Origin of the sequence: Bifidobacterium longum subsp. infantis ATCC 15697 = JCM 1222 = DSM 20088, assembly GCF_000269965.1 — a bacterium.
Classification (GTDB): Bacteria; Actinomycetota; Actinomycetes; order Actinomycetales; family Bifidobacteriaceae; genus Bifidobacterium; species Bifidobacterium infantis.
On the sequence record NC_017219.1, the window covers coordinates 2,321,205 to 2,344,410 of the forward strand.

Consider the following 23,206-nt stretch of genomic DNA (forward strand, 5'->3'; position numbering starts at 1 on the left):
CATTCCGCCACTCTCCACATATTATTGGGCTCCCCAATGACAACCCACATACCCCAGCTCGAAGCCAGACAGCACCTTCTCCGGCTCCCCTTCACCCCCATATACGGTAAGTCATTATATACTGACTGTACAGAAGCACATACGGCATATGGGAACTATCCCGGCGAGCCCCGTATATGCCTTCCTTTCCCGCATATGAAGATATAAAAGAAGGTAAATATGGCCGATAGTCGATTCCAAGAGCCAATGCAAAATCACGAAGGACGCCAATCATCCAATGGGTCGGATCCACTGATTACTGTCGTTCTGCCTATTTACAATGTTGCAAAGTGGCTTGATACCTGTATACAGAGCATCGTTAAACAGACCTATCGGAATCTGCAAATCATTCTCGTCGACGATGGGTCGACCGACGAATCGCCAACCATCTGCGAGCATTGGGCAGCCAAAGACAGCCGCATCAATGTCGTGCACCAGCGGAATGCAGGACTATCCGCGGCAAGGAACACGGGATTGCGACTGCGCAAGGGCGAATACATCTGCTTTGTGGACAGCGACGATTATGTCGAACATGATTACGTCAAACGCATGCTCGATACGGCACATGCCGAACAGGCGGATATGGTGATTTGCAATGTCCGGAAAGAGGATGAGAACGGCGCTGCGCTCGCCGAAGAAGCTGATCCTAGCTTTGAGACTAAAACACTCACCAGCCGCCAGTACATGATCTATGCGATGCAATCCAGCTGGAAGCATATCGTGGCGTGGAATAAACTGTACCGAAGTGAAATTTGGGATAATCTCACATACCCTGTCGGTAAAATTCATGAGGACGAATTTGTATTCGCGCAACTGGTCGTCCGCTGTCATCGTGTTGCATGCATCGATGATGTTCTTTACCATTATGTGCAGCATGATGGCAGCATTATGAACGAAAATTATTCCATTAGGAATCTTGATAAAATCGAGGCATTGTGTCAGCGCCTCCTCTTCCTTGATGAAAACGGCTTTAATGAATGCCTTTTAAATACTTTTAATGGTATTATTGCAGATTTCATGCGGGCGGAAAACAATTTACGCAGCGATATGCAAGCACAGCAACGCTTACATTCCTTGTCATCTCAAGCACAAGCATTATCTCCTATATGCTTTAAATCACCAATGTCTTGGTTTGAAAAGACAAAAGTACTATTTTGCTTAATATTTTCACCATTGTCATATGCTATATTCAGCAATCGATTACATCATTTGATAAAAAAAATTAAGAGTCAATTGCAGTTTTCGTGGATCAGGTGACGGGCGCCGGTAGGCGAATCGGCAGCCCGCTGTATCTGAGTTTGACCATGGCGATGAGGCTGTCGACCTTGCCGAAACGGTAGTGCCCGAAAGGTTGCGCACTTTGGATCGTGGCCGTCCATGGCGCGATGACCGGTTCGCTTCCATGAGACTGTCATCGAGCCGGGACATGTCAAGGTAACGCCGGTTGGACCATTCGTTCGCGGTGACGTACCTGATGCGGGCGCATATGAGCATGAGGGCGCTGTTCCCGTCCGGGAAGCTTCCCACGACGCGCGTGCGCCGCCTGATCTCCCGGTTGAGCCGTTCGATCATGTCGTTCGTGCGGATGCGCCTGCGGTGCCAGTCCGGGAACCCGGGCAGCAGGTAGGTCACGGTCTCGCCGATACCCTCCCGCAGGCAGTTGGCGGCGGCCTTCAGCCTCCTGGCCTCCATCTCCGCGGCGACGGTCTCGGCCTTGTCCAGCGCGGATTCCCAGGACTCCATGGCGAACACGGCCTTCAGGGCCGCCGACGTCCATTCCCTGTGTCCGGGCGGCACCTTGGAGAGCACGTCGCGCATGAAACGCACCATACACCGCTGGTACCTCGCCTCGGGCAGCATCGAGCCGACCGTGGCGACGAGTCCGGCGTACCGGTCGCCGACCACCAGGCGCACGCCCTTGAGGCCGCGTTCAATCATGGAGCGGACGAACTGCTCCCAGCTGGCGGAATCCTCCTTCATGCCCTCGGCGACGCCGAGCACCTCACGGTGACCATCCATGCCGATGCCGATGGCGACGAGCACGCTCACGTTCTCCACTCGCCCGCCCCATGATCGCTTGTGCCACACGCCGTCCACGAACACGTACGGCCATTCGCCCTCCAACGGCCTGTTGCGCCACTGGTCCATCTCCCCATAGAAGCGCTTGAACTTGTCGGAGAGCGTCCGCGAGGGCATGCGATCGCCCCACAACAGCCGGCCGGTGTCGTCCACCTGCCGGGTGCTCGCGCCCGCCAGGTACATGTCGATCAATGGTTCCTCGATGCCCCTGCTCGCACCGCCGGTATCGTTCGATCACCGCCGACCCGAAGACCGCGCCCTCCGGTTTCGGCACCTTCGGCTCCAGCCTGCCGGCCTTGGCGGTCAGGCCGCGTTCGTAATGGCCGGCACGGTACGCCTTGCGTCCGCCGGTTCGTTCGTATCCTGCGGCGCTGGCGATCTCGTCGACCTGAAGCGTCGGGCATCGCGTTGACGATCCGCTCAACCTTGTCACGCACCATGGCGTCGAGCTTCGTCTCGAACATGGCGTCGTCGAACTGTATGATTTCCCTGGACATGGCCTCCGCCTCTTTCCAATCGCGGTTTTCCAGTGTCAGCGACTGAAAATCGCACCCGGAACGGGCCATGTCCTCTTCCAAGAAACCCGAATCACAAAGTGCGCAGGATTTCGGGCCTTATCCCAGCAATACTTTGGAAGCAGTGCTCCAAGTATTGTTCCATATTATAAGCCGGCACGATAATGCTGACTAATTCGTTCTGCTTGACAAGAATTTCCTGCTTCCCACCGCCATACAATACATAAATCTTATACTTCTACTAAACTAATCCGGAAAAATTTTTTACAGATCATATCCTCTAATATTTCTCGCAAGATCTTCAATTATTCCTTCATCAACTCGTTCGTCAAATTTTCGCGCGAACAGCATAGGCGAGGTAATCAATTCGTTGTAATCTGATGAATGGAAAACATACGGATTACCCCGTTTCCAGTCAATGAGTCTCATAATAGATCGGTAATCATCATCAGCCTGTGGATGCCAGATATTTTCCCGGAAAGGTGAGTTCATCAGCATTGTCTGCATAAATAATTCATCAGCACACCAAGAATACTGAAAAATTCTTCTATATGCCGCCCATTGATCGACGACCCATAAAGCAAACCCATGGGTAATACTGTACCAGTTCGCTCCCTTAGCAAGAACTTCTGCATGTTCTTTCAAACGGTTGACCCCCATTAAACGTTGAAAGCGCTTTGAGAGCCACTCAACATATCGACAATCTCGACCCAACATATTTTGAAAAGGATGGAAAAGCGAGACCCTTTCTCGTGTAGACTGCAATATGTCTGATCCAATCTCACAGAAATCAACGAATTCTTGACCACGATGGGATTTGAAGAAGTCATCGATATAATCCATGTCATGTAATGGCAAGTCAGCCCCCGACAACAGATGGTAGTAATCACATTCACAGGCAACAGCTCGGCGAAGAAGCGCCAACTCACATTGAATCTGGGAGCTCCCACCCCATGTCACTTTGACGCGGGGGGCAAAAGTCAACGAAGCATGCTTCAATACCCCATTGAACATGCTTGCGTCAAAATCTTTCGATCGGGCGTCAATATGGACATCTATCGAATTCCGTTCGTCATCAAGCAAAGAGAGCAACGTACGCAACTGATTCCAGTTGTTGTGCGCCATAATCATAAATGCATGTCTCATATACGGAAATCTCCTGAACCTGCGTTACCTGATACCATACTGATCCAACAACTGACCAAACCATGAACGCTGGCCATTCCCACAATCTGGTTGAGGTGGTTCTTTCCAAGAAAGCTTATGCAAGAAAGTACCATTGTCATCTGAACGATGGTTTATCGAAGCTGTATTTACAATTGGTGATGTCAGCACATCGACATTGTTAACAGGAATAGCATCTATGGTATTCCGCACATCCACAAATTCTTGATATGCCACAGAAATAATGCGATCTATCAGGAAATAGTCAATCATTACACTGCCTTCTCGCTCATGATATCGCTCAAAGAAACGCAACATGAAATCAAAGAAAGGATCGCCTGCGCATCCACCCCAACAGTATGCAGTCCAATTGCGAGACCACATCGGACTCCATTGCTCTCCTGGCCGTATAGTGCCATGCTTGATGCTGAACAGTCTGAGATCATTCACGAAATCCGGTATGGGAGCGGTCATCAGCAATGTGGCATCTAGCCAGAATCCACCATATTTGTGAAGCAAATCAAATCGAACATAATCAGAAAAATGAGTCAGAGAAATGGCTCCATGCTCTACATATCGATAGAAATCGACGGACCGTTTGGCATAATCATGATAGTTGTCCTTCGTAATCAGCATGACAGGTCTCCGGCCTGCAAACCTACGCATGGAAGCGACCGCCAAACGCACAACATCAGGCATCCGTTCCTCACCTTGCCACCACATCACCCAGATTGGTGCATCAGCTTGAATTTTTCCACAAAACTCAGTTTTATGGTAGGCAACATCCGGAAGATAATAATGTTTCAGATACTCTTCTATCTGTCTACATACAGAAAAGCCAGCCTGCGGTAACAGCTTATACAGCATTTTCGTAGCAACAAGTCTTGGACCAAAACGCTTACAATAATTAACTGCCTGACCCAATGATTGAACTGCCATGCTCAGTGTCCCCTCATACATTTAGCAGCAAGAACCGCACATATACGAATATGCAACAACTTGAATTGTACTAAAATAATTCGAATCCTATTCTTTAGATCACGATAATTAAGCGAATCCTTATATTGAACAAATTTTTCTTCCAGAAAAACTTGCCATTTGTTGTTGATTAATTTATTATTCAATAATCCTATTGAAATTAAATCAATAAAAGCCAATCGAGCCGAGAAAGCAGCATATGCATTAAGCTGCATGGGGAATCGCTCAACTGTATAGTTCCACAGCTTCTGCTGCATGTCCCAAGTATCACAGAGCCTTTTATCCATCGCCTCTACTGTTCTTGCCTTCCCCATCATGGAATCTGGACGCTGGAAATACCCATAATACGCTTTATCAAGAAAAGCGACCTGTTTTGCAGCACCAATAAGATGATATGTGAAATACAAATCTTCTCCCACATAAATTCCCTTAGGGAAACGAACACTACTGTCAGTAAATAATTCACGCTTGGAAATGGTCTGCCATACATTCCAATAAAAGCGTCCTTCCAACATCCATGTTAGCGCAGTCGCGGAATCAAGCAATTGATTGGATGGGAACGTAAGATGCACAGGTCTAGGAGAAGAATCAGTTTTCTCTGACGAATTGAAGTAATCATAAAAAGCGACATCAGCGGCACTTTTCTCCAATCTTGATACGGCGTCAGTAACCGCACCTTGCGCAAGCCAGTCATCGGCATCAGCAAACATTAAATAATCTCCCGATGCTCTTTCAATACCAAGATTCCTCGCAATAGAAACTCCAGTAACCGCCGATTGTATCACTTTGATGCGAGCATCTTCCCGAGCTAGACGTTCACATGCTGCAAGCGATCCATCACTTGAACCATTCTCAACCAAAAGAATTTCCAAAGCCTTATAATCTTGGTCAGCAATGCTTCGCGCACAGCGCTCAACGTACTGTTCAACATTATGCACAGGAATGATAAAACTGACCATTTTCTTATTGTACATGCTCGTTTTCCCCTGAATATCAGCAATCTGCCGACGAATAAATCAACTCAAGCTGCCGAGTAATTGCAACACGGTTATAACCCAGCTTGTTCACGATACGAGAACCATCACTACGGTCAGACAAGGTTTCATGCATTTTGCATTGCATTATCGCCTCAGCCCATTGCCGTGGTTGACCAGTCGGAAGATGACGAATTCTTGGCGCTTCAAAAGATCCAAGCTGGATTGTATCCGAGATTAAAATAGGAAGCCCGTTGTCAGTGGCTTCTACCACTACCATCGGAAACCCCTCGTATAAAGATGGCATGGTAAAAACATCAAAAGCACTCATAAATCGTTCGGGCTCTGCTGTGCCACCAGGAAGATGAACCCTGTCATTTAAGTCAAGTACTTTCGCTTCTTGTCTCACATTACAAGACAATGGTCCCTCCCCAACTAGAAGTAAATGAGCATCTACCCCCATATCACATAATACTTTCAAAACACGAATTTGGAATAACGGATCCTTGGCTTCTGCTAAACGTCCAACAGAACCGAATAACAAAGATTCTGAACCAACTCCGAGCTCAGCACGCACCTGGGACCGAATAGGCATACTGAAACGGAAACGTTCTACATCTACGCCATTATGAATAATGTCAAATCTTCTTTTTCCAAAAAGATACTTCCCAGCCTCAGATGAACAAGCAAGATTAAACGTGGCATATCTGGACCACGCCTGTTGCCCAAATTTATGCATAATTTGTTTTATTATCCGTGATCCTGAGCCAAAAGCAGAATTATGTGAATGAACAATTCTGACCGGTATTCCTGCATCATAAGCAATCTTAGCATATAAAAAACCCATGCCATTCATGGTATTAATATGAACAGCGTCATAGTGTTTGGAACATAATTGCTTTCTCCAAGCACTAGAACTGCATATTGCACGTTTCATAAGATTCGGCTTAAAACCATGGAATACCGTGTAACGCTTACCACCGAGACTTGAAATAGTATCATCATAGCATGCACTCCAATCATGCGTACAAAAGACATCAAAACTATAGTTATGTCGATCCAACGCTTCTGCGGTATTTACTATGAAACGTTCAATACCACCTAAGCCCCAACCTTCAGAATAATATAAAACTTTTATGGTCATACATACTCCTTATTTAATACTCGAAACTGTCAATTAAATACCAAGTATTTCTGAAGTGTAAGGGTATACTTCATACCAGCCACCATATATGACCAGATACAAAAAACACACTACGCCCCACAATAAGAATAATAATTGTAGCGTTTTCTCTAACAGCTTATTACTGGAAAAAATATTAGGTATTAATAATATAGTAAAAATTTTCTCGTAAAGGAAAACTCTATCGATATTTGGACTAATCACTGTAAATTCAGTACCAAGCCAACCTATAATTGCAAAATATACATATACATTTAAATTCTGGTTGTAAATAATGTCTTTATCTTGGTTTTTGACTACTAAAAAAATACAGGAAATCAGAACAGCAGAAATGATTGGCAGGATAGACGTGCCACCCGTACCAAGTCGAGCTACACTCCAATTAACAGTGGGATGATATTCCGCAACAAATCTTACTAGAGTAGATCCACTATAATACCCTAAAACAAATATAAATAATGTAATTAATACAAGAAACGTCCTTCTTGTTTTTTCGGTGCTTACAATATTTCCAGTGTTTTCTCCTTTTATCAATAAAACACACGGATAATATACCAGAGCAGTTAATGCAGTGAAATGAAACTGTGTTGCAATAAAAATTACACAAATAAATTTTACGATTTTTTTGTCAAAGCAATATCTTAGAGAATATAAGCAAATTGCGACAGCTAAGTACTGCTTCATAGTATTCATAGATTCAGCATAGAAGAATAGCATATATGCGGCCATGCATAGCCAAGTCCTTCCCTTACAGAATCTTGCAGCAGAAACATAGAGCATGAATATGATTAATAATTCTATTGCAAATAAGAAAAAATGGACATCTGAGACTACGTGAGCACATAGCCAAGCAAGTAGTGCAAAACCAAGAGGAATAGGCTTATCAATTCCAAAATAACTAATAAATATATCCGTAAAACGCAGCTGACTGACTTTTTCGAATGTGTCAATCACATATACCTTGACATCAGTACCAATAGTCACATCACGCACACCGGCGATTGATGCAAGAAAGAGAATTCCAGATGCAGAAAAGATTTTACATAATAAATATCTATATTGTTCACCGCCCCAGAAATGCGCCGATCTGTCTGAAATCCAGAAAAAAACAAGCGAGATAGCGAATACAAGCGGATAAAATAATATTTGAAACATATAAATCAACTAATTCATCTATTTTAAGGGATCAATCTAGAAACACTACTGCTAATAACGTCACGCCCACCGCTTCCTTCCTAGACGAATCTGCGTGTGCCTAAACCAAGCGACCACATACAAGCAGAGAAATAAGTGCAGTTTCCAAAACATAAGCACTATGGAACGACTCTTGGAATTCATCTGCGCGCAATGCACATTTCTTATTGCACACGCAAATTCATCAATCTGACGAACCTTACGATACAAATGCCAATGATCTTTTAAAGTCATTCCCGCATTTGCATTAAACACATAATTGACAGTTAATTGCATGAGAACATGCGCTACAAAAATGTCAAACTCTTTGGGTTCCCACTTCGCTTCTTTAAAATCCTGATTCATTATTTTAAATGCACGAATATATCGATTCATATAATCTTCAGAAAAGCGTTTCGTTGATGAATCTGCATTGCGATAATACTGATAACTAAATACCGGAGACCCCATGAAAGTGACATTGTTTTGTTCTGCCTTAAAAGCCAAACGTAGAATAAATTCACAATCTTCACCGAAAGCAAGACTCTCATCATAATACAAATGATTAGTAATTAGAAAATCCCGAGAAAAAAGCTTTGCCCAAGCTTGCCCCATGTTATACGTACACCGCATCAAGCGCGAACAGCACTCTACACCATTAAAGCGCTCATCTTCACAATAATTCATCATACGTTTACTGTATGATCTGAATACCTCGATATGGTTTGTGCAGTACGCCACCGTATCTGATGCACCTTTTAGCGCATTCAACGCCAATGTCAAACCCTCGACACAGATAGCGTCATCCGCATCTACAATGAAAAGCCATTTCCCCTGAGAGAGTTTGATGCCCGCATTCCTAACAGCATTTAGCCCAGCATGTGCTATTTCGATTACTTTCACTCTCTCCGGCGAAGAAAAACACTCCTGGCATATTGCCCAATAACGATCGTGTTGGCCATCCCCGTCAATCATAATCAACACTTCATAGGAAAGATTTTTAAGATTGGCAATACTGTTCATACAACGTTTGAAAATCTCTGAGGGAATATTCCATGTGGGAACGATAATAGAGAGAATAATTCCCTCATCTTCCTGATTTTGTGGAACAATATTAGCCAATTTTTTGTCTTTCATATGTCACTTTCCGCCTTATATACCGATACTTTTGTATTGCATTTTATCATATGCGCGCTGCATAGAAAGCTAGCTCTTGGACTATAGGGGGCCAAAAAGCATCCAAAAGCAAAACTATACAAGCCAAACAGCATTCCCAATTTATCAGAAACTCTTCCCATATTTCTTGCCACGGAACTTGGCGTTAAGGAATCCCATGATCTTAGCAGGCCAATCGACCGGTTCGGGCGACGCAACGGGAAGCTCAACCATCCGGACACCTTGCTGCAGCTGCTCGGAAAGCCATACATCCAGCAGCGTCTCTGAAACACGTCCTGGGTACCGCAGGTTGAAAGCGTCATAGGCTGAATCGTCAGTGCGCTGTTCAAGCTCGAACAGAATTGGAAACAGCCAGGCACAGTAATCGGCAAGCAGATCTCGACGCATTATGAACATATTGAACATATGAGCCTTTGTTCCACCCATCACCTTGTCGAACGTGGCAAGATACTGCGGGTAGCGTTCCCGAATAACGTCCCGCGTAACATCGAGATGCTCAGCCGGCAATGTGTGCTCATAATGCGAACGGACCGTTTCAATTACGTAATTACGATGGTTTGGCACTACTACATCCGCCTTTTGCAGCACCTGAGCAAGTTCCTGACCGCCGATGATCCTGTCAAAACGATCGCGGGCTCGACGCCCCAGCCAACTGCGAGTAGCGAAATGCCTGCGGTAGTGCACCAAACCGATGTAATCGGCATCGCAGTTCTTCCACAACCAATACAGGCCGGTCAGCTCCGAATACTTGCCATTGCGATCCGAGATATTCTCACCCTCGTTGTCCTGAACCCAATCGGGCAACACATCCGGATGCAGCGCGGCGCCCACATGCAGTGGCATATATACCGAATCAGCCGGCATGCGATATGGCTTATGCGACACTACGGCAACGACAATCTCCTGATTCACACCCGTTGTCATATTGTTATCCTACCTTTCACCCGTTGTCTAATTGAAAGTGCAACATCCGTTAGATTGGAGATTGTCCAGAAAACCAGTCCGAAGGGATGTTGCACCTATGGGGAAAGTATATTCGCACCTGTCGGAAGAGGAACGCCAGGTCATCCAGATCGAGGTCGGCAACGGCACGAGCGTCAGGAAGATGGCCCGTTTGCCGGGACGCAGCCCGTTCAGCATCAGCCGGGAGATCAAGCGCAACACATGGTTCCCGTCCAACGAGAGCGAGTCCTACCGGCCGTACCGGCCGAAGCGTCTGAAGACGGGCCCGTGGACGGGCCGGTATCACATCGCCGACTCCTACGGTTCCCGGCGGCGGGGCGGCGATGAGAACCGCAACGGCATCATCCGCCGCTGCCTGCCCAAACGCACGATCATCGAACCCGGTATGGCAAGAGGGCTCCGGGAGATCGTCGACGAGACCGACGACCGGCCCATGCGCGTGCTCGGCCACCGCACGCCCGCCGAGGCATTCGCCGACGAACTGCTAGAATCAGCCGAAAACAAGGATGCTGCACTTACAAATAGATAACGGGTATATTTGAACGAGACTATCTTCCGCATCTGGAAGTATGAAGTGTAGATACCCGTATCACAAATAAACACTCATACCGTATAAGCATACTGACGCGTAATTTGAGGCCGTACCGGGGCTTCCTCAACGCGGTAGTGCTTACGCATGCTGGTCAGGATGGTGCGCAGCGCTTTGTTCGTCTGCTCTGCTGCGGTACGGAACTTTGCGTATTCCTTGCCGTGCGGATCTTCAATATCCTCAGGCTCAGGGAGCATTGGCCGAATAATGGAAGCAGAGTCAATCACTGACTGCAAGCGTTCCTGAATGGTCAAGCCCTTGACCAGCCCGTTACGTGCGCAGTACTCACACATGTTCGCAAAGTCGTCCAGCAGGAACGTGTATTTCACAGCAGTGGGAGCCAACGTGACGATGTCTTTGCGCTGATCCTTTTCAAAGCACAGGATCAGATCAGCTGACTTGGCCATCGGCTGTGTCAGGCGTCGAGAGCGGAACCCACCCGGTTCGATGCCCACGCTCTCCATGAGCAGGGCGCTGTTAGGATCAATCTGATGCATGGGCAAGCCATGCGTACCCGCACTGGAAACCTGCACCGTGGTGCCAGAGAGGTAGCGAGTGAGCAATAGCTCACCCATAGGAGAACGACAAATATTGCCGGTGCAGACGAACATAATGTGCATGGGCTCAGTCCTTCTTCATACTTACAACGCTACCTTGCGGGCCTGCGTACAAACCACTAGCGCACCATTCTAGTCCGATACGTCGGACTGTGGCCAATCCGCGTCCGCCCACCATCACTTCATCTTCACAGAATGCTAATGGGAAATCCGTTTTTTTGAGCGATTTTGCTATAGGGGGGGGGTGTTCCTATGTTTTTGTCAACTCCTTGGGGAGTTGACGTGTCGGGATTCCGGTTGGCTGTCGTGGGCGCGCTTCGCCCTGCCGGTGGCGTCCGGCGTCCTTTCCCGTGTGGCCCGGTTCAGGCTACGAGGGCTGGTTCCTGGTAGAGGGTTCCGTTTTTGAGCATGCTGTAGATCACGTCGCAGCGCCGACGCGCGAGGCAGATGATGGCGGCGTTGTGGTGTTTGCCCTGTTCGCGTTTGCGCTTGTAATAGGCCACGGAGGGCGGGTGTTTGGTGGATGCGACGAACGCGGTCTGCCACAGCGCGTTCTTGAGGCGTTTGTTGCCCCGCCTGGAGGGCCGTTCGCCTTTGATGCTGGTGCCGGATTGGCCGGTGACGGGCGATATGCCCGCGTAGGCGGCCAGATGGGCGGACGATTTGAAGTTGGCGATGTCGCCGCCGATGCCGAGCAGGATGTTGCTTGCGGTCCTGACGCCTATCCCGGGCATCGACGCCGGGACCGTGAGAAGAGGGTGGTCCTCCAGGAGCTTCTCGACCTGGCGGCCGACCTCGCGCCGCCGGTCCCTGATCGTCTTGATGTCGTGGGCGATGGAGGGGATGATGGTCTCGGCCATGAGGGTGCCGGGCACGGTGACGGTCTGCTCGCCGATCGCCTTGAACATGTCGTCGATGATGCGGCCGGCGCGAAGCCCGTTGGACTTGGCCCAGTCCTTCACGTCCTCGATCCCGGCCCGTTTCACGCCCATGGGCCCGCCGTATCGTTCGAGCAGCGCGAGCGTCGCGTCGCGCGTGATTCTCTCGCCCTTGAGCGCGCGTTCGAACGCGGGGTGGGTCTGCAGCAGCAGGCTCCGCAGGCGGTTGACGTGGCGGGTGGATTCGTGGGCGAGGTCCTCGTCGTGGCCGGCGAGCAGCTTCAGGGCGGCGAGGGTCTCGTCATCCGGGCCCGCGTCCCTGAGCGTCTCGGGCAGCTTGAGCGCGGCCCACGCGATCACATGCGCGTCCCTGCGGTCGGTCTTCGCGTCCCCGGGCAGCAGCTGCGCGGTCCTGCGCATGGCCGTGCCGGGAAGGTAGGCAACCGCGATCCCCATGTTCCGCGCCACCGTCAGGGGCAGGGAGCCGATGGTGTTGGGCTGGTCCACGACCAGCAGCACACGGCCATGCTTGGAGAGCTTGCCCAGCATCGTGCGGATGGCCTTCTCGTCCTGTTTCAACGGCTTGTCGTACAGGGTGTTCCCGTCATGGTCGAGGGCGTGCGCGTGGTGCGCGCTCTTGCCCACGTCCAGGCCGACCCACACGTCGATGTCGTCCGGGGTCATCATCGTTCCTCCCGTCATGAAGGTTTTCCGGTCGCCGCGGGCTCGGAGGAGTCCGGACGCCCGCGCCGCACCCACATTACGACGAGACCTGCGCCATGCGCCCCTGAAGCGTCCGTGTAGCCGGCCTGGTTCCTATCAGCGGTCATCGGGCGTCCCCGTTCCCGGCGACAACACCCCCCGGATCATCGACGACAGGGCAGGAAAGTCATACCGGAACCGGCGACCCGGCCCCGACCATCGGGGCCTACCAAACATGGTAATGGGCGGACTCATGGTAGGGTGTGCCACAGAGATGAAATTAACATGATTTCCTTGCAGTTTCAGGAAATACCTTAAGGGAAAGAAGTTCACGTACCATGTCGAGAGTCAGCACCACGGCATCAGCAACGGCTCAACATATGAACAGCACCACAGCAGAGACTGAGACACTGCACCGAGTGCAAATCAGCCGTGCTCAGGCAGCACATACGGATTCTCACATTGCGGACGCAACTCCTGATACGGCTGCACCAACATTTTTTGACGGCACTTACTTCTCATCTTCTCCGGATGGCACCGTTACTCATAACGATGCTGGCGATAGGCCTCATCTCATCGAATATTCAGTGCCCAAATGGCGTTATCTGTACAATACGACCATGGTGATTCTGGATCTGCTGATGACCATCATCGCCACCTGCATCGTATTCGCGTGCAATCCAGGAGCATATGCCAATGTGCGGAACATGGGACCATCCGATTATGGTGTATTCAGTTTCCTGAGCTTGGCCTGCATCTCCTGGCTCATCAGCCTCTATGCAGCTCGAAGCTACGAACGCCACACTATGGGCGAGGGATACGGACTATATGCCAAGCTGCTGAATGCGGCCTTTATCGACTTCATTATGCTCTGTACATTGGGCTACTTGTTCCATCTGAATGTGCCGCGTTCCCTGAATGTATTTATTCCTATCCTTTCTCTCATCCTCGTTATCGTTGAACGGTGGCTGATGCGTCGTGCGCTTCACCGCAATCGAGCAAAAGGCGAGTTCAACTACCCCACTATTATCATTGGCTCTCCGGAGGGCATCAGTAAAACGCTGAAGCAGCTCAGGGCATGCCTCAGCCTGGGGTATGCACCCATCGCGGTCTGCCCTGTTGCCTCTGTGTGTGATTCGGATGACCCGAATGCTGCTCAACATCTTGTATCGGTTCCGTTTATTCCTGCCAATGATGAAGAAGCGCGGCTCAAGGTGTTGGCGTTGAACTCCCATTTGCCTCAGACCGCCAAGCGGATGAAGGTTCGCACTATTCTGATCGCTGATGTGCTGACGCATGATTCTGAAACCATGCGTACTCTTTCGCTCGCTGTTGAATCTATGGGCATCGAGCTGGCTCTTACTGCATCCGTTGCAGATCTGAGCGGCGCAAATCTGCAGCTACACAATGACCCCTCTATGCCGATTTTGACAGCCCGACTTGCACAGTATTCTCTGCCGACTCGCATCTTTAAGCGTGTGTGCGATATCGTTCTCTCCCTGGTGGCAATCATTCTGAGTTCGCCCATCATGCTATGGGCTGCATATAAGGTTAAGCGAGAAGACGGTGGCCCCGTGTTCTACTCACAGACTCGTATCGGCATCTACGGCAAGCCTTTCACTATGTACAAATTCCGTTCCATGCGGCTGAACGCCGATAAGATGGATGCCGAAGTGGCTGCCGCAGCTGGCGTGGAACTGGGAACAACATTCAAGGTCAAGGACGATCCTCGTGTTACTAAAATTGGTAAGTTTATCCGTAAGACTTCCATTGACGAGGTTCCTCAGTTCTTCAATGTGCTGAAGGGCGATATGTCCATGGTGGGTCCGCGTCCGCAACGTCAATATGAGGTTGACCAGTACTCGCCATTGTATTCCACTCGCCTACTGGTCAAGCCGGGTATCACCGGTCCTTGGCAGATTTCCGGGCGTAATGATTTGTCTCAGGAACAGTCTGAATATGCAGATGTGTCATATATTCAGAATTGGTCTATCACGGGGGATATCGCGATTCTGCTGAAGACAGTGGGCGCGGTATTTAATGGAACTGGTATGTAGTTTTTGCAATGCGAAGAAGGGCGTCAGCTTCTTGCTGACGCCCTTCTTTTGTCTCTCCCTCAGAGCCTGTGGCTGACGTCCTCGTCAGAGGGAACTTTTTTAACCGGTTCTATTGTGGAGGTTCGAAGTTATGAAGAAGAAGATTATGGCCGTGCTGGCCGCTATCGCCGCGGTGTGGCCATTGCGTTGCTTGCCGCCGCGGGCATCGCCCTGTTCGCCGTCCGCAAGAGCACCACTCGTCGCTGACGTGACTGACATAATAGACGGTAGACGCTGAAGCATAGTTCGCGAATACCACTGAACCGGGAGTCGATGATTCCCGGTTTTTCCATGTTATTGCTACGGTAATTATGCAATCATGCATGCATGGATTTGTATAATACGGAATTAGCTGGCTACAATTAGCGACGTAAAAAAGACACGTGACCAATGCAATAAGGAGAGCAATCATGGCTTCATTGCTTCAGGGATTCGAAGAGGTTCAGCTGGTCAAGCCGGTGGGCAAGACCGTTCTGACCGTCACCGATTCCGCCATTCGTTTCAACAAAGCCACCGCTGAAGCGCTCGGATTCCCGGCGTACGTCAAGGTGCTGATCAACGACAAGACCAGGCAGATCGCCGTGACCCCGACCACCGCCAAGGCCGGCAACGCCATCAAGTTCAGCAAGCCCGAAGGCAAGCAGGCCGCTTCGGTAAGCGTCAAGGAAGCCACGTTCATTGAAGCAGTGAAGGCATACCTCACTCTGCCCGAGGCACCGGAAGGCGAAATCGCCTACCAGTCCGTCAACGGTACCGCCTACCCCGAAAGCAAGACCGTGATCTTCGACGTGGCCAACGCCACCGCCGGCACCATGAAGCGCCGCGGGCGCAAAAAGGCCGCCTGATTCTTCCGCCTTGAAATGGTGCCCTGATTGAAGACGAACAGCCGGAACCCGTAAAAGATTCCAGCTGTTCCGCTGAGGTGCCACGTCAACAGCTCCTTGGTTTGGTCTGTCCAGTGTACGGGAAAGGTTCGATGGATACTGGTAGGCTGTCTTCTAGCAGAAAGGTCGCGCCAACTTCGGAGCAATCTTCTAGGCGGCGCCACAGACTTTCGTCCCGTTGGACCCAACTGCCGAGGTTTCCTCAACCTCAGTTGTTACCAGAAAGGTCCTTGGCTGGTGAACTCAGTCAGGGACCTTTTACTTTTTCAAATTCCGGGTTAAGGGCCAGTTTCCTTACCTCGATTTGCAAGGAAAGCCCGATGCCATAAGGCACCACCGCTAAGAATCGTGTCGCAACCGCGCTTTGCGACCCGCCCAAGCAAATACCAGGCAAATAAAATTTGGCGAAATTCCAACGTTTCGCACATGTGGAGTGCAGAATACGCAGTAACGAAGCAAATAAAAAAAGTCCATTAGAGCTACGGCAGCACTATCACCGAATCAGCATAAACGATTGCTCACTCTCGTACCCATGCCGGTATATACCGCATCTTCTTATTGGCGGCATCCGCATCCACCGGGCGAATCAACCTGTCAGATATGGCGTCAGCAATCAGCCTTGAGATTTGAGAGCTGGATGATGTGGATAGTCCGAACCTCTCACGCAAAGACGCATTAGTCAGCGCATTACCATTGGCGTACTGCAGACAAGCATGCCAGTAGCATGCCTGCAATCTTTCATCAACCGTAAGATCCCGATATGGGCGCCGCTGCATTAAACGGACCCGCATACTCGGCGCATCACCGCGAGCCTCCTGAATCTCTGGCGCAGGCAACTGCATCAGTTCACAGGAACGAATAATCTTATCCCAGCCAGACCCGGCTTCTTCACATATATGCAGCCTACGAGCCAATTTTGCCAGTCGCGGATTGCGTGACTGAGGAGGATCATTAACCAGCCTCGGCACCTGAATCAGGGATGCACCTGGATTAGAAAATTCAACACGATCATCAAAAACCTCCACGAGAGGACCACCGCCTCGTATCGTAAGATCCTGATGAATGAGCATATTGCCCACGAGTTCACGAATCGCCAATTCAGGATAACCGTTCATGGTTACACGCAATCCCTTATCAATCACTTCTTGCTCCGGCAATAACGCCTGAATGTAATCCATGACACCGTCAATATAGGCATATCCACCTAGGAAAATCTTGGAACGAGTCGCCGCAATCCGATCTTTGCCCGAGTAGCGAATAATGCGAATGGCCTTACGCGAGACGGTCTCGAAATCATCCATATTCGCTGCGAACAACAACGCCCCGAGATTGGTTACAGCGTATTGCCCGCTATCTAACGTCTTAACGATGTTATCTGTAACGAGATAATGAAGTATGGACGACCCACCTTCCGGTACTGGAATACCGGTCTGAGTAAAGTAACGAGCCCAATTGATTTTATGCAGCACTTCATCGCGGCTTAGCCAGCGCAATGCTATCTGATCCTCAAATGCTCCTGATCGAGTCAAATCCCACAACCGTTGTTCACGTTGGGAATTTTTCTGCAGAGGTTGGGTCGAGGTTCCTGAACGAATATATTCGACATTATCGAACGACACCGGATAACCGACTGCCGGCCAAATACGCAGCACAACGACATGTTTGCCATCTACATCGACTGAGAGGAATCGGAACTCAGCATTGCTGGAGAGTTTTACACGGAGCCAAATTTCTAGTTCCTGATTGCCTCTTTTTGCCGTCAGCGGATCGAATGATGTCCCGATAATGGCATGCGTCGAATCCTCAACACCCCATACCATATACGCATAATCTTGCCCCTCCACAATTGCGGAATTAGCAAGTGCCGCAATATCACGGCCAATCATCTCGAATCGGGCATTGGAATCCTTGAACTCAATCGTCTGCGTCTCTGAAACGTGACCGATGAGTTGTTTCACCAGTTCAACGTAATCTTCCGGCATGATGCTTATCCTTTCCGCGGCCCCTCTGCCAAGTCGTTATCTCAAGTTCTTTTCCATCCAGTGTACCCCACCCAAGCAAATACCAGGCAAATAAAATTTTGGCGGAATTCCAACGTTTCGCACATGTGGAGTGCAGAATACGCAGTAACGAAGCAAATAAAATCATCAGGAGAGTCGCACAATCGATAGCTGGAGTCGGTCCCATACAATCACAAAGCAGACCACGTGGCCAACACTTGGGAACGGCCTTACGGATCCGACGTGCATACTCACCCATGATTAAAGGGGCTCTTCGGGTGTTTGTGTGGGTGTGAATCATCTGTCTTGCTTACTGTCTATTGGCGTCCGGGGAGTTGGAGGTTGAGTCCGCCGCATTTGAGCATGACCAGGGCGATGAGGTTGTCGAGGTTCCGGTAGCCGTAGCCGATCTTGATGGTGGTCTTGATCCTGTTGTTCACGGCCTCGAGCCTTGCGTTGGACAGTCCGCTGACATGCTTAGCCGCGAGCGCCCTGTTGTCGATGATGAGCAGGCGCGAGTGGCTGAAACATTCAAGAAACTCCATCGAGGCGATATGGGCATCGTTGCCTACGAGGATGAGCACAAGTTTGATGGGGACGGGGACGAGCCGGCGTAGCATCAGTTCGCTTGAACTCACATATTCATGTATATATGTGTATATAAGTGTATATTTTTACCTAGAACTTATGGAAGGCCAAAGGAACCGCACATGAACACCGTGGATTCAACCAGACGCAAAGAAGCGATGCACGCCCTCAATCCATTCGCGCCCGGAGCGGGAAGACAACCCAAGGAACTCGTAGGACGCGAGCAGGAACTCGAAATCATGGACAGAATCATCGCCAGAACAAAAGCGGGATACTCCGACCGCGGACTGGTCTACAGCGGGCTGAGAGGCGTCGGCAAGACCGTGCTCCTGCTGAGAATGAAAGACATGGCCGCCAGCCAGGGACTCATTACCGTCCGCATGGAAGCCACGGGAAACGAGACCCACGACTACGAACTCCTCTTCGACGGCATCTCCAAAGCAATACTGCGCGAGAGAAGAGGAACGCTCCGACAGAAAATGCTCGACTCCCTCAAACACGTCAACGAGGTTTCCTTCGAACTCGGGGTAATCAAAACGTCAATCGGGTTCGGCAACGAGGACAAAGGCATATCCAGCGACTCGCTGCGACTCGAAATGATGGTCGAGGAACTATGCCGCGAACTCAAAAAGGAAGGATCGGGCCTGTTCCTGTTCATCGACGAGTTCCAAGTGATGTCCAGCGACCTGATGGGCACCATCATCGGACTGCAGCACAGCATGGGACAGGAGGATCTGCCCTTCTACGTCATCGCGGCGGGACTGCCCAACCTTCCCGGCGTTCTTACCAAATCACGCTCCTACGCCGAACGCCTGTTCCAGTACAAGCGAATCGGACGGCTCCCTGAAGACGAGACCAGGGAATGCTTCGAAAAGACCATCAGCAAGATCAATGTGCGATTCGACGACGATGCCCTGAACCGTCTCATAGAGCTCTCCAAGGGGTATCCGTATTTCATCCAAGCATATGGTTCTGCAGCCTTCGATGAATCCGAATCATCGCCAATCCCATTGTCCGCCGTCATCAAGGGCGAACCCATAGCGCAGGCATCACTGGACAGCGGCCTATACGAATCACGCTGGCAACGGGCCCGCCCACTGGAACGGGAATACATGAGGGCCATGGCCTCGCTCGAAAAAAGCGTGTGCAGCTCGGCGGAGATCGCGGAACGACTGGGACGTCCGCCTGCGGATGTCGTACGGGTCAGAAAAGGCATCATCGATTCCGGGCTGGCATATGCGCCAGAACGTGGGCTCTTGGCATTCACCGTTCCCGGCATGGGTGATTTCATTCGCAGAGCCGCACCGTCGGAGGAACAGACCTATGACGACCGAGCATAGAGAAAACAGAAGCCTAAGGACTACAGGAACCTATTACACGACCACATCGTGGCATGACGCAGGGGATATGAAACGTACCCGGTCGCTCGTTATGAGCGCCGGGGCGTTTGTGGTTGTTTGACGAAATCGTCCGACGGGGTCTTGAATTCGTCGGAGACGGCGCGTTTCAGGACTCCGTCTATCTCGAGCCGAAGCCGTATCCGCAATATCTTCGATACCATTCCTTGTATCTTTTCCCTACCTTTTCCTCCGGAAAAGCGATCTTCCCATAAGCGTCCGAGATGGTGAGAGCAAGTACCAGGGCGGCACCACAGCATTCCGCCCGCAGCGCCTTCCTCACTTCATCGGCAAGGCATATCTCCATGGGATTCGTCATCTGCGGCGCAAGTCTTCTATTCCCTGTCGGCATCCCCCCTTCCGGTCCTTGTGCCCGTTCAAGGTCAAGATCGACGAGAAGATGCACGCGAAGATCGTTGACGAGCTCGACGCCAAGCTCGCTTCCGGCGAGATCGTCGACGATGAGGCGCAGACCGTGGAGGCCGCCGAAGCCGGAGTAGACGGTACGTCCACAACACGGCAACTCGACCGGTACAAGGACAATCCGTAACAAGTCCATACGGTTCATCGCACGTTGAACATCAGCCGAACGGCGAATGATATTTGATGCGCGCACCATGAACAGTGCCTGAATCAGCCCTCGTTTCCCAAAAGCGGCGGATAGCCTTACAAAGGCCATATGCGTAGGTGCATTGCAACGGCACATTCGCATCGTCGTTGAAATAGGTGCTAAGGAGAACCTGGTCATGCATATAGGGAGAATACGCAATATCATCAAACCAGCGGTGGCGTGCATAGCGCTTGCCGTGTTCACAGCGCCGGGTACGGTAGCCTCCGCCGCAGCGTTTGAACGTGAAGGCGCCCCATTGGATGTGGTGGCCGATTGGAAATTTCAGCAGGCGCATTCCACCGGTTCCATCGACGGTGGCAACCTGATCATCAAGGATATGTCGGGCAACGGCAACGATCTGCATATGCAGACCTACGGGAAAGACGATTACAAGCTCAGCGACTATGTCAACTGGTCGTCGAATTCGATGAACGGTGACGGTGGTGGCAGCCTGAAACTCAATGGCGACAGCGATCTGGCGCATAAGAAGGCTCATCCCGAGCAGCGAGACCCCAAAGGCGCGGATTTCATCACCGCAAGCGACGCTCCCATCAACAAAGAGCAATTTGTCAACGGATACACCATGGAGTTCGTGTACTACCTTCCCGATGACTTCAACGCCGGCACCGATTCGTGGATGGGGCTTGCGGCCAGGCAATCCACAAACAGCAACATGGATGAACACGAGATGGGGTCGATGAGCCTGTCGGTCTCCAACTGCAAGGAAACCCAGTTCAAGGCCGCCAACAAGGACAATGAGTCGACCATGAACACCGATGATCCCAACAACGGCGTCACCAGCTGGGGTGTCACTATGGATCACGGTGGCGTTTGGTATCACATCGCCGTCGTATCCGATGGCACGAACGTGGTGACATACACCAACGGTGCCAAAGCGTTCCGCAATATCAACAAGAACGGTAACGGTCTGTATGCCGATCCGACCGATGGTCGCTTCCGCATCGGCTCGTCGTATTACAACGACACTTTCGATACCAGCCAATACAACAAGGACGACTTTGACAAGTTCTTGCGCGGCAACCTGCAGGAGGTGAGATTCTCCCGCGGTGCGTTGGCACGGGGCAACTGGATCGTGCCCAACCCGACCGATTATCTCAAGGATTATGGTACCAACGATCGTTTTGTGCTGGACAACCCCAGCGTACATACGATGGCTTTCTTGCCGGACACGCAGAATGCCATCCGTTGGGTGCCTACGGTGATGGACCGAGCCATCGACCAGTTCGATTCGGAAGCCTCCAGTCTCAACTTGACCAACATCGTGTCCCTCGGTGACGTGGTGGACAACTGGGACAGTGACGCGCAATGGCAGGCATCGTCCAAGGTGTTCGGGCGTATGCAGAAAGTAGGCGTCCCCTTCCTGGAGCAGCCAGGCAACCATGATTACAATGGAGGCCGGCATGGCTACGGAGTGCCCAGCTTGCGCAAGGCGGACAATTACCTGAAACACTTCGGACCCGACTCCGATTTCGGCAAGTATCAAAAGGAACACGGTTTTGCATACTCGCCCGATGGCCTGTCCTCATACCATCTGGTCGACAACGGCTCCTACAAGTATCTGGTGATGAACATCGACATGGGCGCGGTGGTCAGCAACTCGTCCTCGGCAAGCAATGACGATATGCGATGGTTCGAGCAGGTGCTCAAAGAGCACCCGAACAACCCGACTGTGGTGGTGAGCCACGATATCTTCAAGTGCTCCGATTCACGTCCGAATGAAATCTCCCTCGATGATGATTCCGGATACAACGGTGAAGCCGGTGACGATGAAGGTGCCGGCTCAAAAATATGGAACATCGTGAAGCGGTACAACCAGGTATTCATGATGTACTCCGGTCACAATCACGGATCCGGACAAATGACCCTGACCAATGATGCCGGCAATCCAGTGTTGGGGCTATTGTCCGACTATCAATTCGCGTATAACGGTGGCAATGCGTTCTTCCAGTACGTCGGCATGGATGAAGCGAACAACAAGATCACCATGCGTACGTATTCGCCATACTCGGCATCGCTATCCACGGCCGAGCGTTCGTTCTTCGATGTCAACTTCCTGACCGGTATCGGCAACACCTATGACGGATCGTTCGATTTCACCAAACGATTCGCCGGCTACGAACATTCCTCCGGTTATGACACGCAGCAGTCGGTGATTTCCTTGGTGCGCGGTATCGGTGCGTTGAACAGTCAGACGTCGGCGAGCGAAGTACGGAAACTATATACTGCTCTGGCCGCATTGCCGGATAATGTGAAAGCGCAATTCGGCGATCCGTCGGATAGTGGCTCTCTGGCAGGCAGACTCGCTGCCGCATACAATGCCGCGTTCCCCAAGCCGGAACAGCCCGACACCAAACCCGGTGCCGACAATCAGACCGGAAGCCAAGGCGGACAGTCCGGAAGCCAGCAAGGGCAGAAGGACGATGTCCATGGCAAGGGACAGACGAATGCCGGCCCGGAGACAACGGCCTCCACTGGTGCCGATGTGGCCCCGGTCGTCGTTATCGCGATGATGACGATCTTGTTGGCCGGCATGCTTGTGCTCATAAAGCGCGAGCATCATCTTTCGCACTAACCGATTACTGGTGCACAACCTGTCGACGAGCGAGCGGCCAGTAGTTGGGTCCGATGCAGAGCCCACGG

At 50.8% G+C, this 23,206-nt stretch carries 20 protein-coding genes and 1 pseudogene; 8 read left to right on the top strand and 13 right to left on the bottom strand.

Annotation, left to right across the window (positions count from 1 at the left end):
- Nucleotides 1-219 precede the first annotated feature (219 nt).
- Entirely contained in the window at nt 220-1,296 is a 1,077-nt protein-coding gene (locus BLIJ_RS13860; protein WP_050510675.1) for a glycosyltransferase family 2 protein, read from the top strand.
- Nucleotides 1,297-1,431: 135 nt separating this feature from the next.
- Here the strand turns inward: BLIJ_RS13860 and BLIJ_RS10885 are convergent.
- The 8 genes and pseudogenes from BLIJ_RS10885 to BLIJ_RS10910 form a co-directional block, all read right to left on the bottom strand.
- A pseudogene (locus tag BLIJ_RS10885) lies at nt 1,432-2,615 on the bottom strand (IS256 family transposase); the annotation flags it as partial.
- A 282-nt stretch (nt 2,616-2,897) separates the two neighbouring features.
- Nucleotides 2,898-3,779 (bottom strand): beta-1,6-N-acetylglucosaminyltransferase, encoded by an 882-nt coding sequence (locus BLIJ_RS10890; RefSeq protein ID WP_012578370.1) that lies wholly within the window; start codon nt 3,777-3,779, stop codon nt 2,898-2,900.
- A 24-nt stretch (nt 3,780-3,803) separates the two neighbouring features.
- Nucleotides 3,804-4,736, bottom strand: coding sequence for a capsular polysaccharide synthesis protein (locus BLIJ_RS13865; protein WP_157860788.1), 933 nt, complete (start codon nt 4,734-4,736; stop codon nt 3,804-3,806).
- 2 nt (nt 4,737-4,738) lie between these two features.
- A complete protein-coding gene (locus tag BLIJ_RS10900; RefSeq protein WP_014485128.1) occupies nt 4,739-5,749 on the bottom strand; it encodes a glycosyltransferase family 2 protein in 1,011 nt (336 codons plus the stop codon).
- A gap of 19 nt (nt 5,750-5,768) precedes the next feature.
- On the bottom strand, nt 5,769-6,893 hold the full coding sequence (locus BLIJ_RS13870) for a glycosyltransferase (RefSeq protein ID WP_012578373.1): 1,125 nt from the start codon (nt 6,891-6,893) through the stop codon (nt 5,769-5,771).
- A 33-nt stretch (nt 6,894-6,926) separates the two neighbouring features.
- Nucleotides 6,927-8,087, bottom strand: a complete 1,161-nt coding sequence (locus tag BLIJ_RS13875; protein ID WP_231837833.1) for an EpsG family protein — start codon at nt 8,085-8,087, stop codon at nt 6,927-6,929.
- A 60-nt stretch (nt 8,088-8,147) separates the two neighbouring features.
- Nucleotides 8,148-9,242, bottom strand: coding sequence for a glycosyltransferase family 2 protein (locus BLIJ_RS10905; protein WP_012578375.1), 1,095 nt, complete (start codon nt 9,240-9,242; stop codon nt 8,148-8,150).
- 144 nt (nt 9,243-9,386) lie between these two features.
- Nucleotides 9,387-10,205 carry a DUF4422 domain-containing protein gene (locus BLIJ_RS10910; protein WP_012578376.1) on the bottom strand — a complete coding sequence of 273 codons (819 nt, stop codon included), beginning with the start codon at nt 10,203-10,205 and terminating at the stop codon, nt 9,387-9,389.
- Nucleotides 10,206-10,302: 97 nt separating this feature from the next.
- On the opposite strand from BLIJ_RS10910, the gene BLIJ_RS10915 reads away from it, so the two are divergent.
- Nucleotides 10,303-10,773 carry a helix-turn-helix domain-containing protein gene (locus BLIJ_RS10915; protein WP_012578377.1) on the top strand — a complete coding sequence of 157 codons (471 nt, stop codon included), beginning with the start codon at nt 10,303-10,305 and terminating at the stop codon, nt 10,771-10,773.
- A gap of 74 nt (nt 10,774-10,847) precedes the next feature.
- Here BLIJ_RS10915 and BLIJ_RS10920 read toward each other — a convergent pair whose 3' ends face one another.
- Together BLIJ_RS10920 and BLIJ_RS10925 are read right to left on the bottom strand one after the other, a co-directional pair.
- Nucleotides 10,848-11,453: an arsenate reductase/protein-tyrosine-phosphatase family protein gene (locus tag BLIJ_RS10920; protein ID WP_012578378.1), complete on the bottom strand. Its 606-nt coding sequence runs from the start codon at nt 11,451-11,453 to the stop codon at nt 10,848-10,850.
- A gap of 299 nt (nt 11,454-11,752) precedes the next feature.
- Complete coding sequence (locus BLIJ_RS10925) at nt 11,753-12,955, bottom strand: IS110 family RNA-guided transposase (protein WP_012578379.1); 1,203 nt, start codon at nt 12,953-12,955, stop codon at nt 11,753-11,755.
- Nucleotides 12,956-13,308: 353 nt separating this feature from the next.
- On the opposite strand from BLIJ_RS10925, the gene BLIJ_RS10930 reads away from it, so the two are divergent.
- The 3 genes from BLIJ_RS10930 (at nt 13,309) to BLIJ_RS10935 (ending at nt 15,911) form a co-directional block, all read left to right on the top strand.
- Nucleotides 13,309-15,027 carry a sugar transferase gene (locus tag BLIJ_RS10930; protein WP_041982107.1) on the top strand — a complete coding sequence of 573 codons (1,719 nt, stop codon included), beginning with the start codon at nt 13,309-13,311 and terminating at the stop codon, nt 15,025-15,027.
- A 3-nt stretch (nt 15,028-15,030) separates the two neighbouring features.
- Nucleotides 15,031-15,273 carry a hypothetical protein gene (locus BLIJ_RS14495; RefSeq protein ID WP_012578381.1) on the top strand — a complete coding sequence of 81 codons (243 nt, stop codon included), beginning with the start codon at nt 15,031-15,033 and terminating at the stop codon, nt 15,271-15,273.
- A gap of 203 nt (nt 15,274-15,476) precedes the next feature.
- Nucleotides 15,477-15,911 (top strand): hypothetical protein, encoded by a 435-nt coding sequence (locus tag BLIJ_RS10935; RefSeq protein WP_012578382.1) that lies wholly within the window; start codon nt 15,477-15,479, stop codon nt 15,909-15,911.
- Nucleotides 15,912-16,468: 557 nt separating this feature from the next.
- On the opposite strand, the gene BLIJ_RS10940 is transcribed toward BLIJ_RS10935, so the two are convergent.
- A complete protein-coding gene (locus tag BLIJ_RS10940) occupies nt 16,469-17,932 on the bottom strand; it encodes an ATP-binding protein (protein WP_014485132.1) in 1,464 nt (487 codons plus the stop codon).
- A gap of 335 nt (nt 17,933-18,267) precedes the next feature.
- Nucleotides 18,268-18,588, bottom strand: a complete 321-nt coding sequence (locus BLIJ_RS10945; RefSeq protein WP_126386356.1) for a transposase — start codon at nt 18,586-18,588, stop codon at nt 18,268-18,270.
- 72 nt (nt 18,589-18,660) lie between these two features.
- Here BLIJ_RS10945 and BLIJ_RS10950 point away from each other — a divergent pair, with 72 nt between their 5' ends.
- Together BLIJ_RS10950 and BLIJ_RS10960 are read left to right on the top strand one after the other, a co-directional pair.
- On the top strand, nt 18,661-19,878 hold the full coding sequence (locus BLIJ_RS10950; protein ID WP_012578386.1) for an ATP-binding protein: 1,218 nt from the start codon (nt 18,661-18,663) through the stop codon (nt 19,876-19,878).
- Nucleotides 19,879-20,335: 457 nt separating this feature from the next.
- Nucleotides 20,336-20,485 carry a hypothetical protein gene (locus BLIJ_RS10960; RefSeq protein WP_162010633.1) on the top strand — a complete coding sequence of 50 codons (150 nt, stop codon included), beginning with the start codon at nt 20,336-20,338 and terminating at the stop codon, nt 20,483-20,485.
- Between the two features lie 31 nt (nt 20,486-20,516).
- Here the strand turns inward: BLIJ_RS10960 and BLIJ_RS15110 are convergent, their stop codons facing one another.
- Nucleotides 20,517-20,840, bottom strand: a complete 324-nt coding sequence (locus BLIJ_RS15110) for a hypothetical protein (RefSeq protein WP_227484987.1) — start codon at nt 20,838-20,840, stop codon at nt 20,517-20,519.
- On the opposite strand from BLIJ_RS15110, the gene BLIJ_RS10965 reads away from it, so the two are divergent.
- Complete coding sequence (locus tag BLIJ_RS10965; protein ID WP_014485136.1) at nt 20,802-23,138, top strand: LamG-like jellyroll fold domain-containing protein; 2,337 nt, start codon at nt 20,802-20,804, stop codon at nt 23,136-23,138. The genes BLIJ_RS15110 and BLIJ_RS10965 overlap by 39 nt on opposite strands.
- Nucleotides 23,139-23,206 lie beyond the last annotated feature (68 nt).

Excerpts from the sequence above, each read along its gene's own strand:
- BLIJ_RS13870 (WP_012578373.1), bottom strand. The coding sequence starts at position 6,893 with ATGACCATAAAAGTTTTATATTATTCTGAAGGTTGGGGCTTAGGTGGT.
- BLIJ_RS10940 (WP_014485132.1), bottom strand. The coding sequence starts at position 17,932 with ATGCCGGAAGATTACGTTGAACTGGTGAAACAACTCATCGGTCACGTT.
- BLIJ_RS10960 (WP_162010633.1), top strand. The coding sequence starts at position 20,336 with ATGCACGCGAAGATCGTTGACGAGCTCGACGCCAAGCTCGCTTCCGGC.
- BLIJ_RS10905 (WP_012578375.1), bottom strand. The coding sequence starts at position 9,242 with ATGAAAGACAAAAAATTGGCTAATATTGTTCCACAAAATCAGGAAGAT.
- BLIJ_RS10910 (WP_012578376.1), bottom strand. The coding sequence starts at position 10,205 with ATGACAACGGGTGTGAATCAGGAGATTGTCGTTGCCGTAGTGTCGCAT.
- BLIJ_RS10935 (WP_012578382.1), top strand. The coding sequence starts at position 15,477 with ATGGCTTCATTGCTTCAGGGATTCGAAGAGGTTCAGCTGGTCAAGCCG.
- BLIJ_RS10915 (WP_012578377.1), top strand. The coding sequence starts at position 10,303 with ATGGGGAAAGTATATTCGCACCTGTCGGAAGAGGAACGCCAGGTCATC.
- BLIJ_RS13860 (WP_050510675.1), top strand. The coding sequence starts at position 220 with ATGGCCGATAGTCGATTCCAAGAGCCAATGCAAAATCACGAAGGACGC.
- BLIJ_RS10900 (WP_014485128.1), bottom strand. The coding sequence starts at position 5,749 with ATGTACAATAAGAAAATGGTCAGTTTTATCATTCCTGTGCATAATGTT.
- BLIJ_RS10920 (WP_012578378.1), bottom strand. The coding sequence starts at position 11,453 with ATGCACATTATGTTCGTCTGCACCGGCAATATTTGTCGTTCTCCTATG.
- BLIJ_RS10950 (WP_012578386.1), top strand. The coding sequence starts at position 18,661 with ATGAACACCGTGGATTCAACCAGACGCAAAGAAGCGATGCACGCCCTC.
- BLIJ_RS10930 (WP_041982107.1), top strand. The coding sequence starts at position 13,309 with ATGTCGAGAGTCAGCACCACGGCATCAGCAACGGCTCAACATATGAAC.
- BLIJ_RS10925 (WP_012578379.1), bottom strand. The coding sequence starts at position 12,955 with ATGATGACCCCGGACGACATCGACGTGTGGGTCGGCCTGGACGTGGGC.
- BLIJ_RS13865 (WP_157860788.1), bottom strand. The coding sequence starts at position 4,736 with ATGGCAGTTCAATCATTGGGTCAGGCAGTTAATTATTGTAAGCGTTTT.
- BLIJ_RS15110 (WP_227484987.1), bottom strand. The coding sequence starts at position 20,840 with ATGCGCCTGCTGAAATTTCCAATCGGCCACCACATCCAATGGGGCGCC.
- BLIJ_RS13875 (WP_231837833.1), bottom strand. The coding sequence starts at position 8,087 with ATGTTTCAAATATTATTTTATCCGCTTGTATTCGCTATCTCGCTTGTT.
- BLIJ_RS10890 (WP_012578370.1), bottom strand. The coding sequence starts at position 3,779 with ATGAGACATGCATTTATGATTATGGCGCACAACAACTGGAATCAGTTG.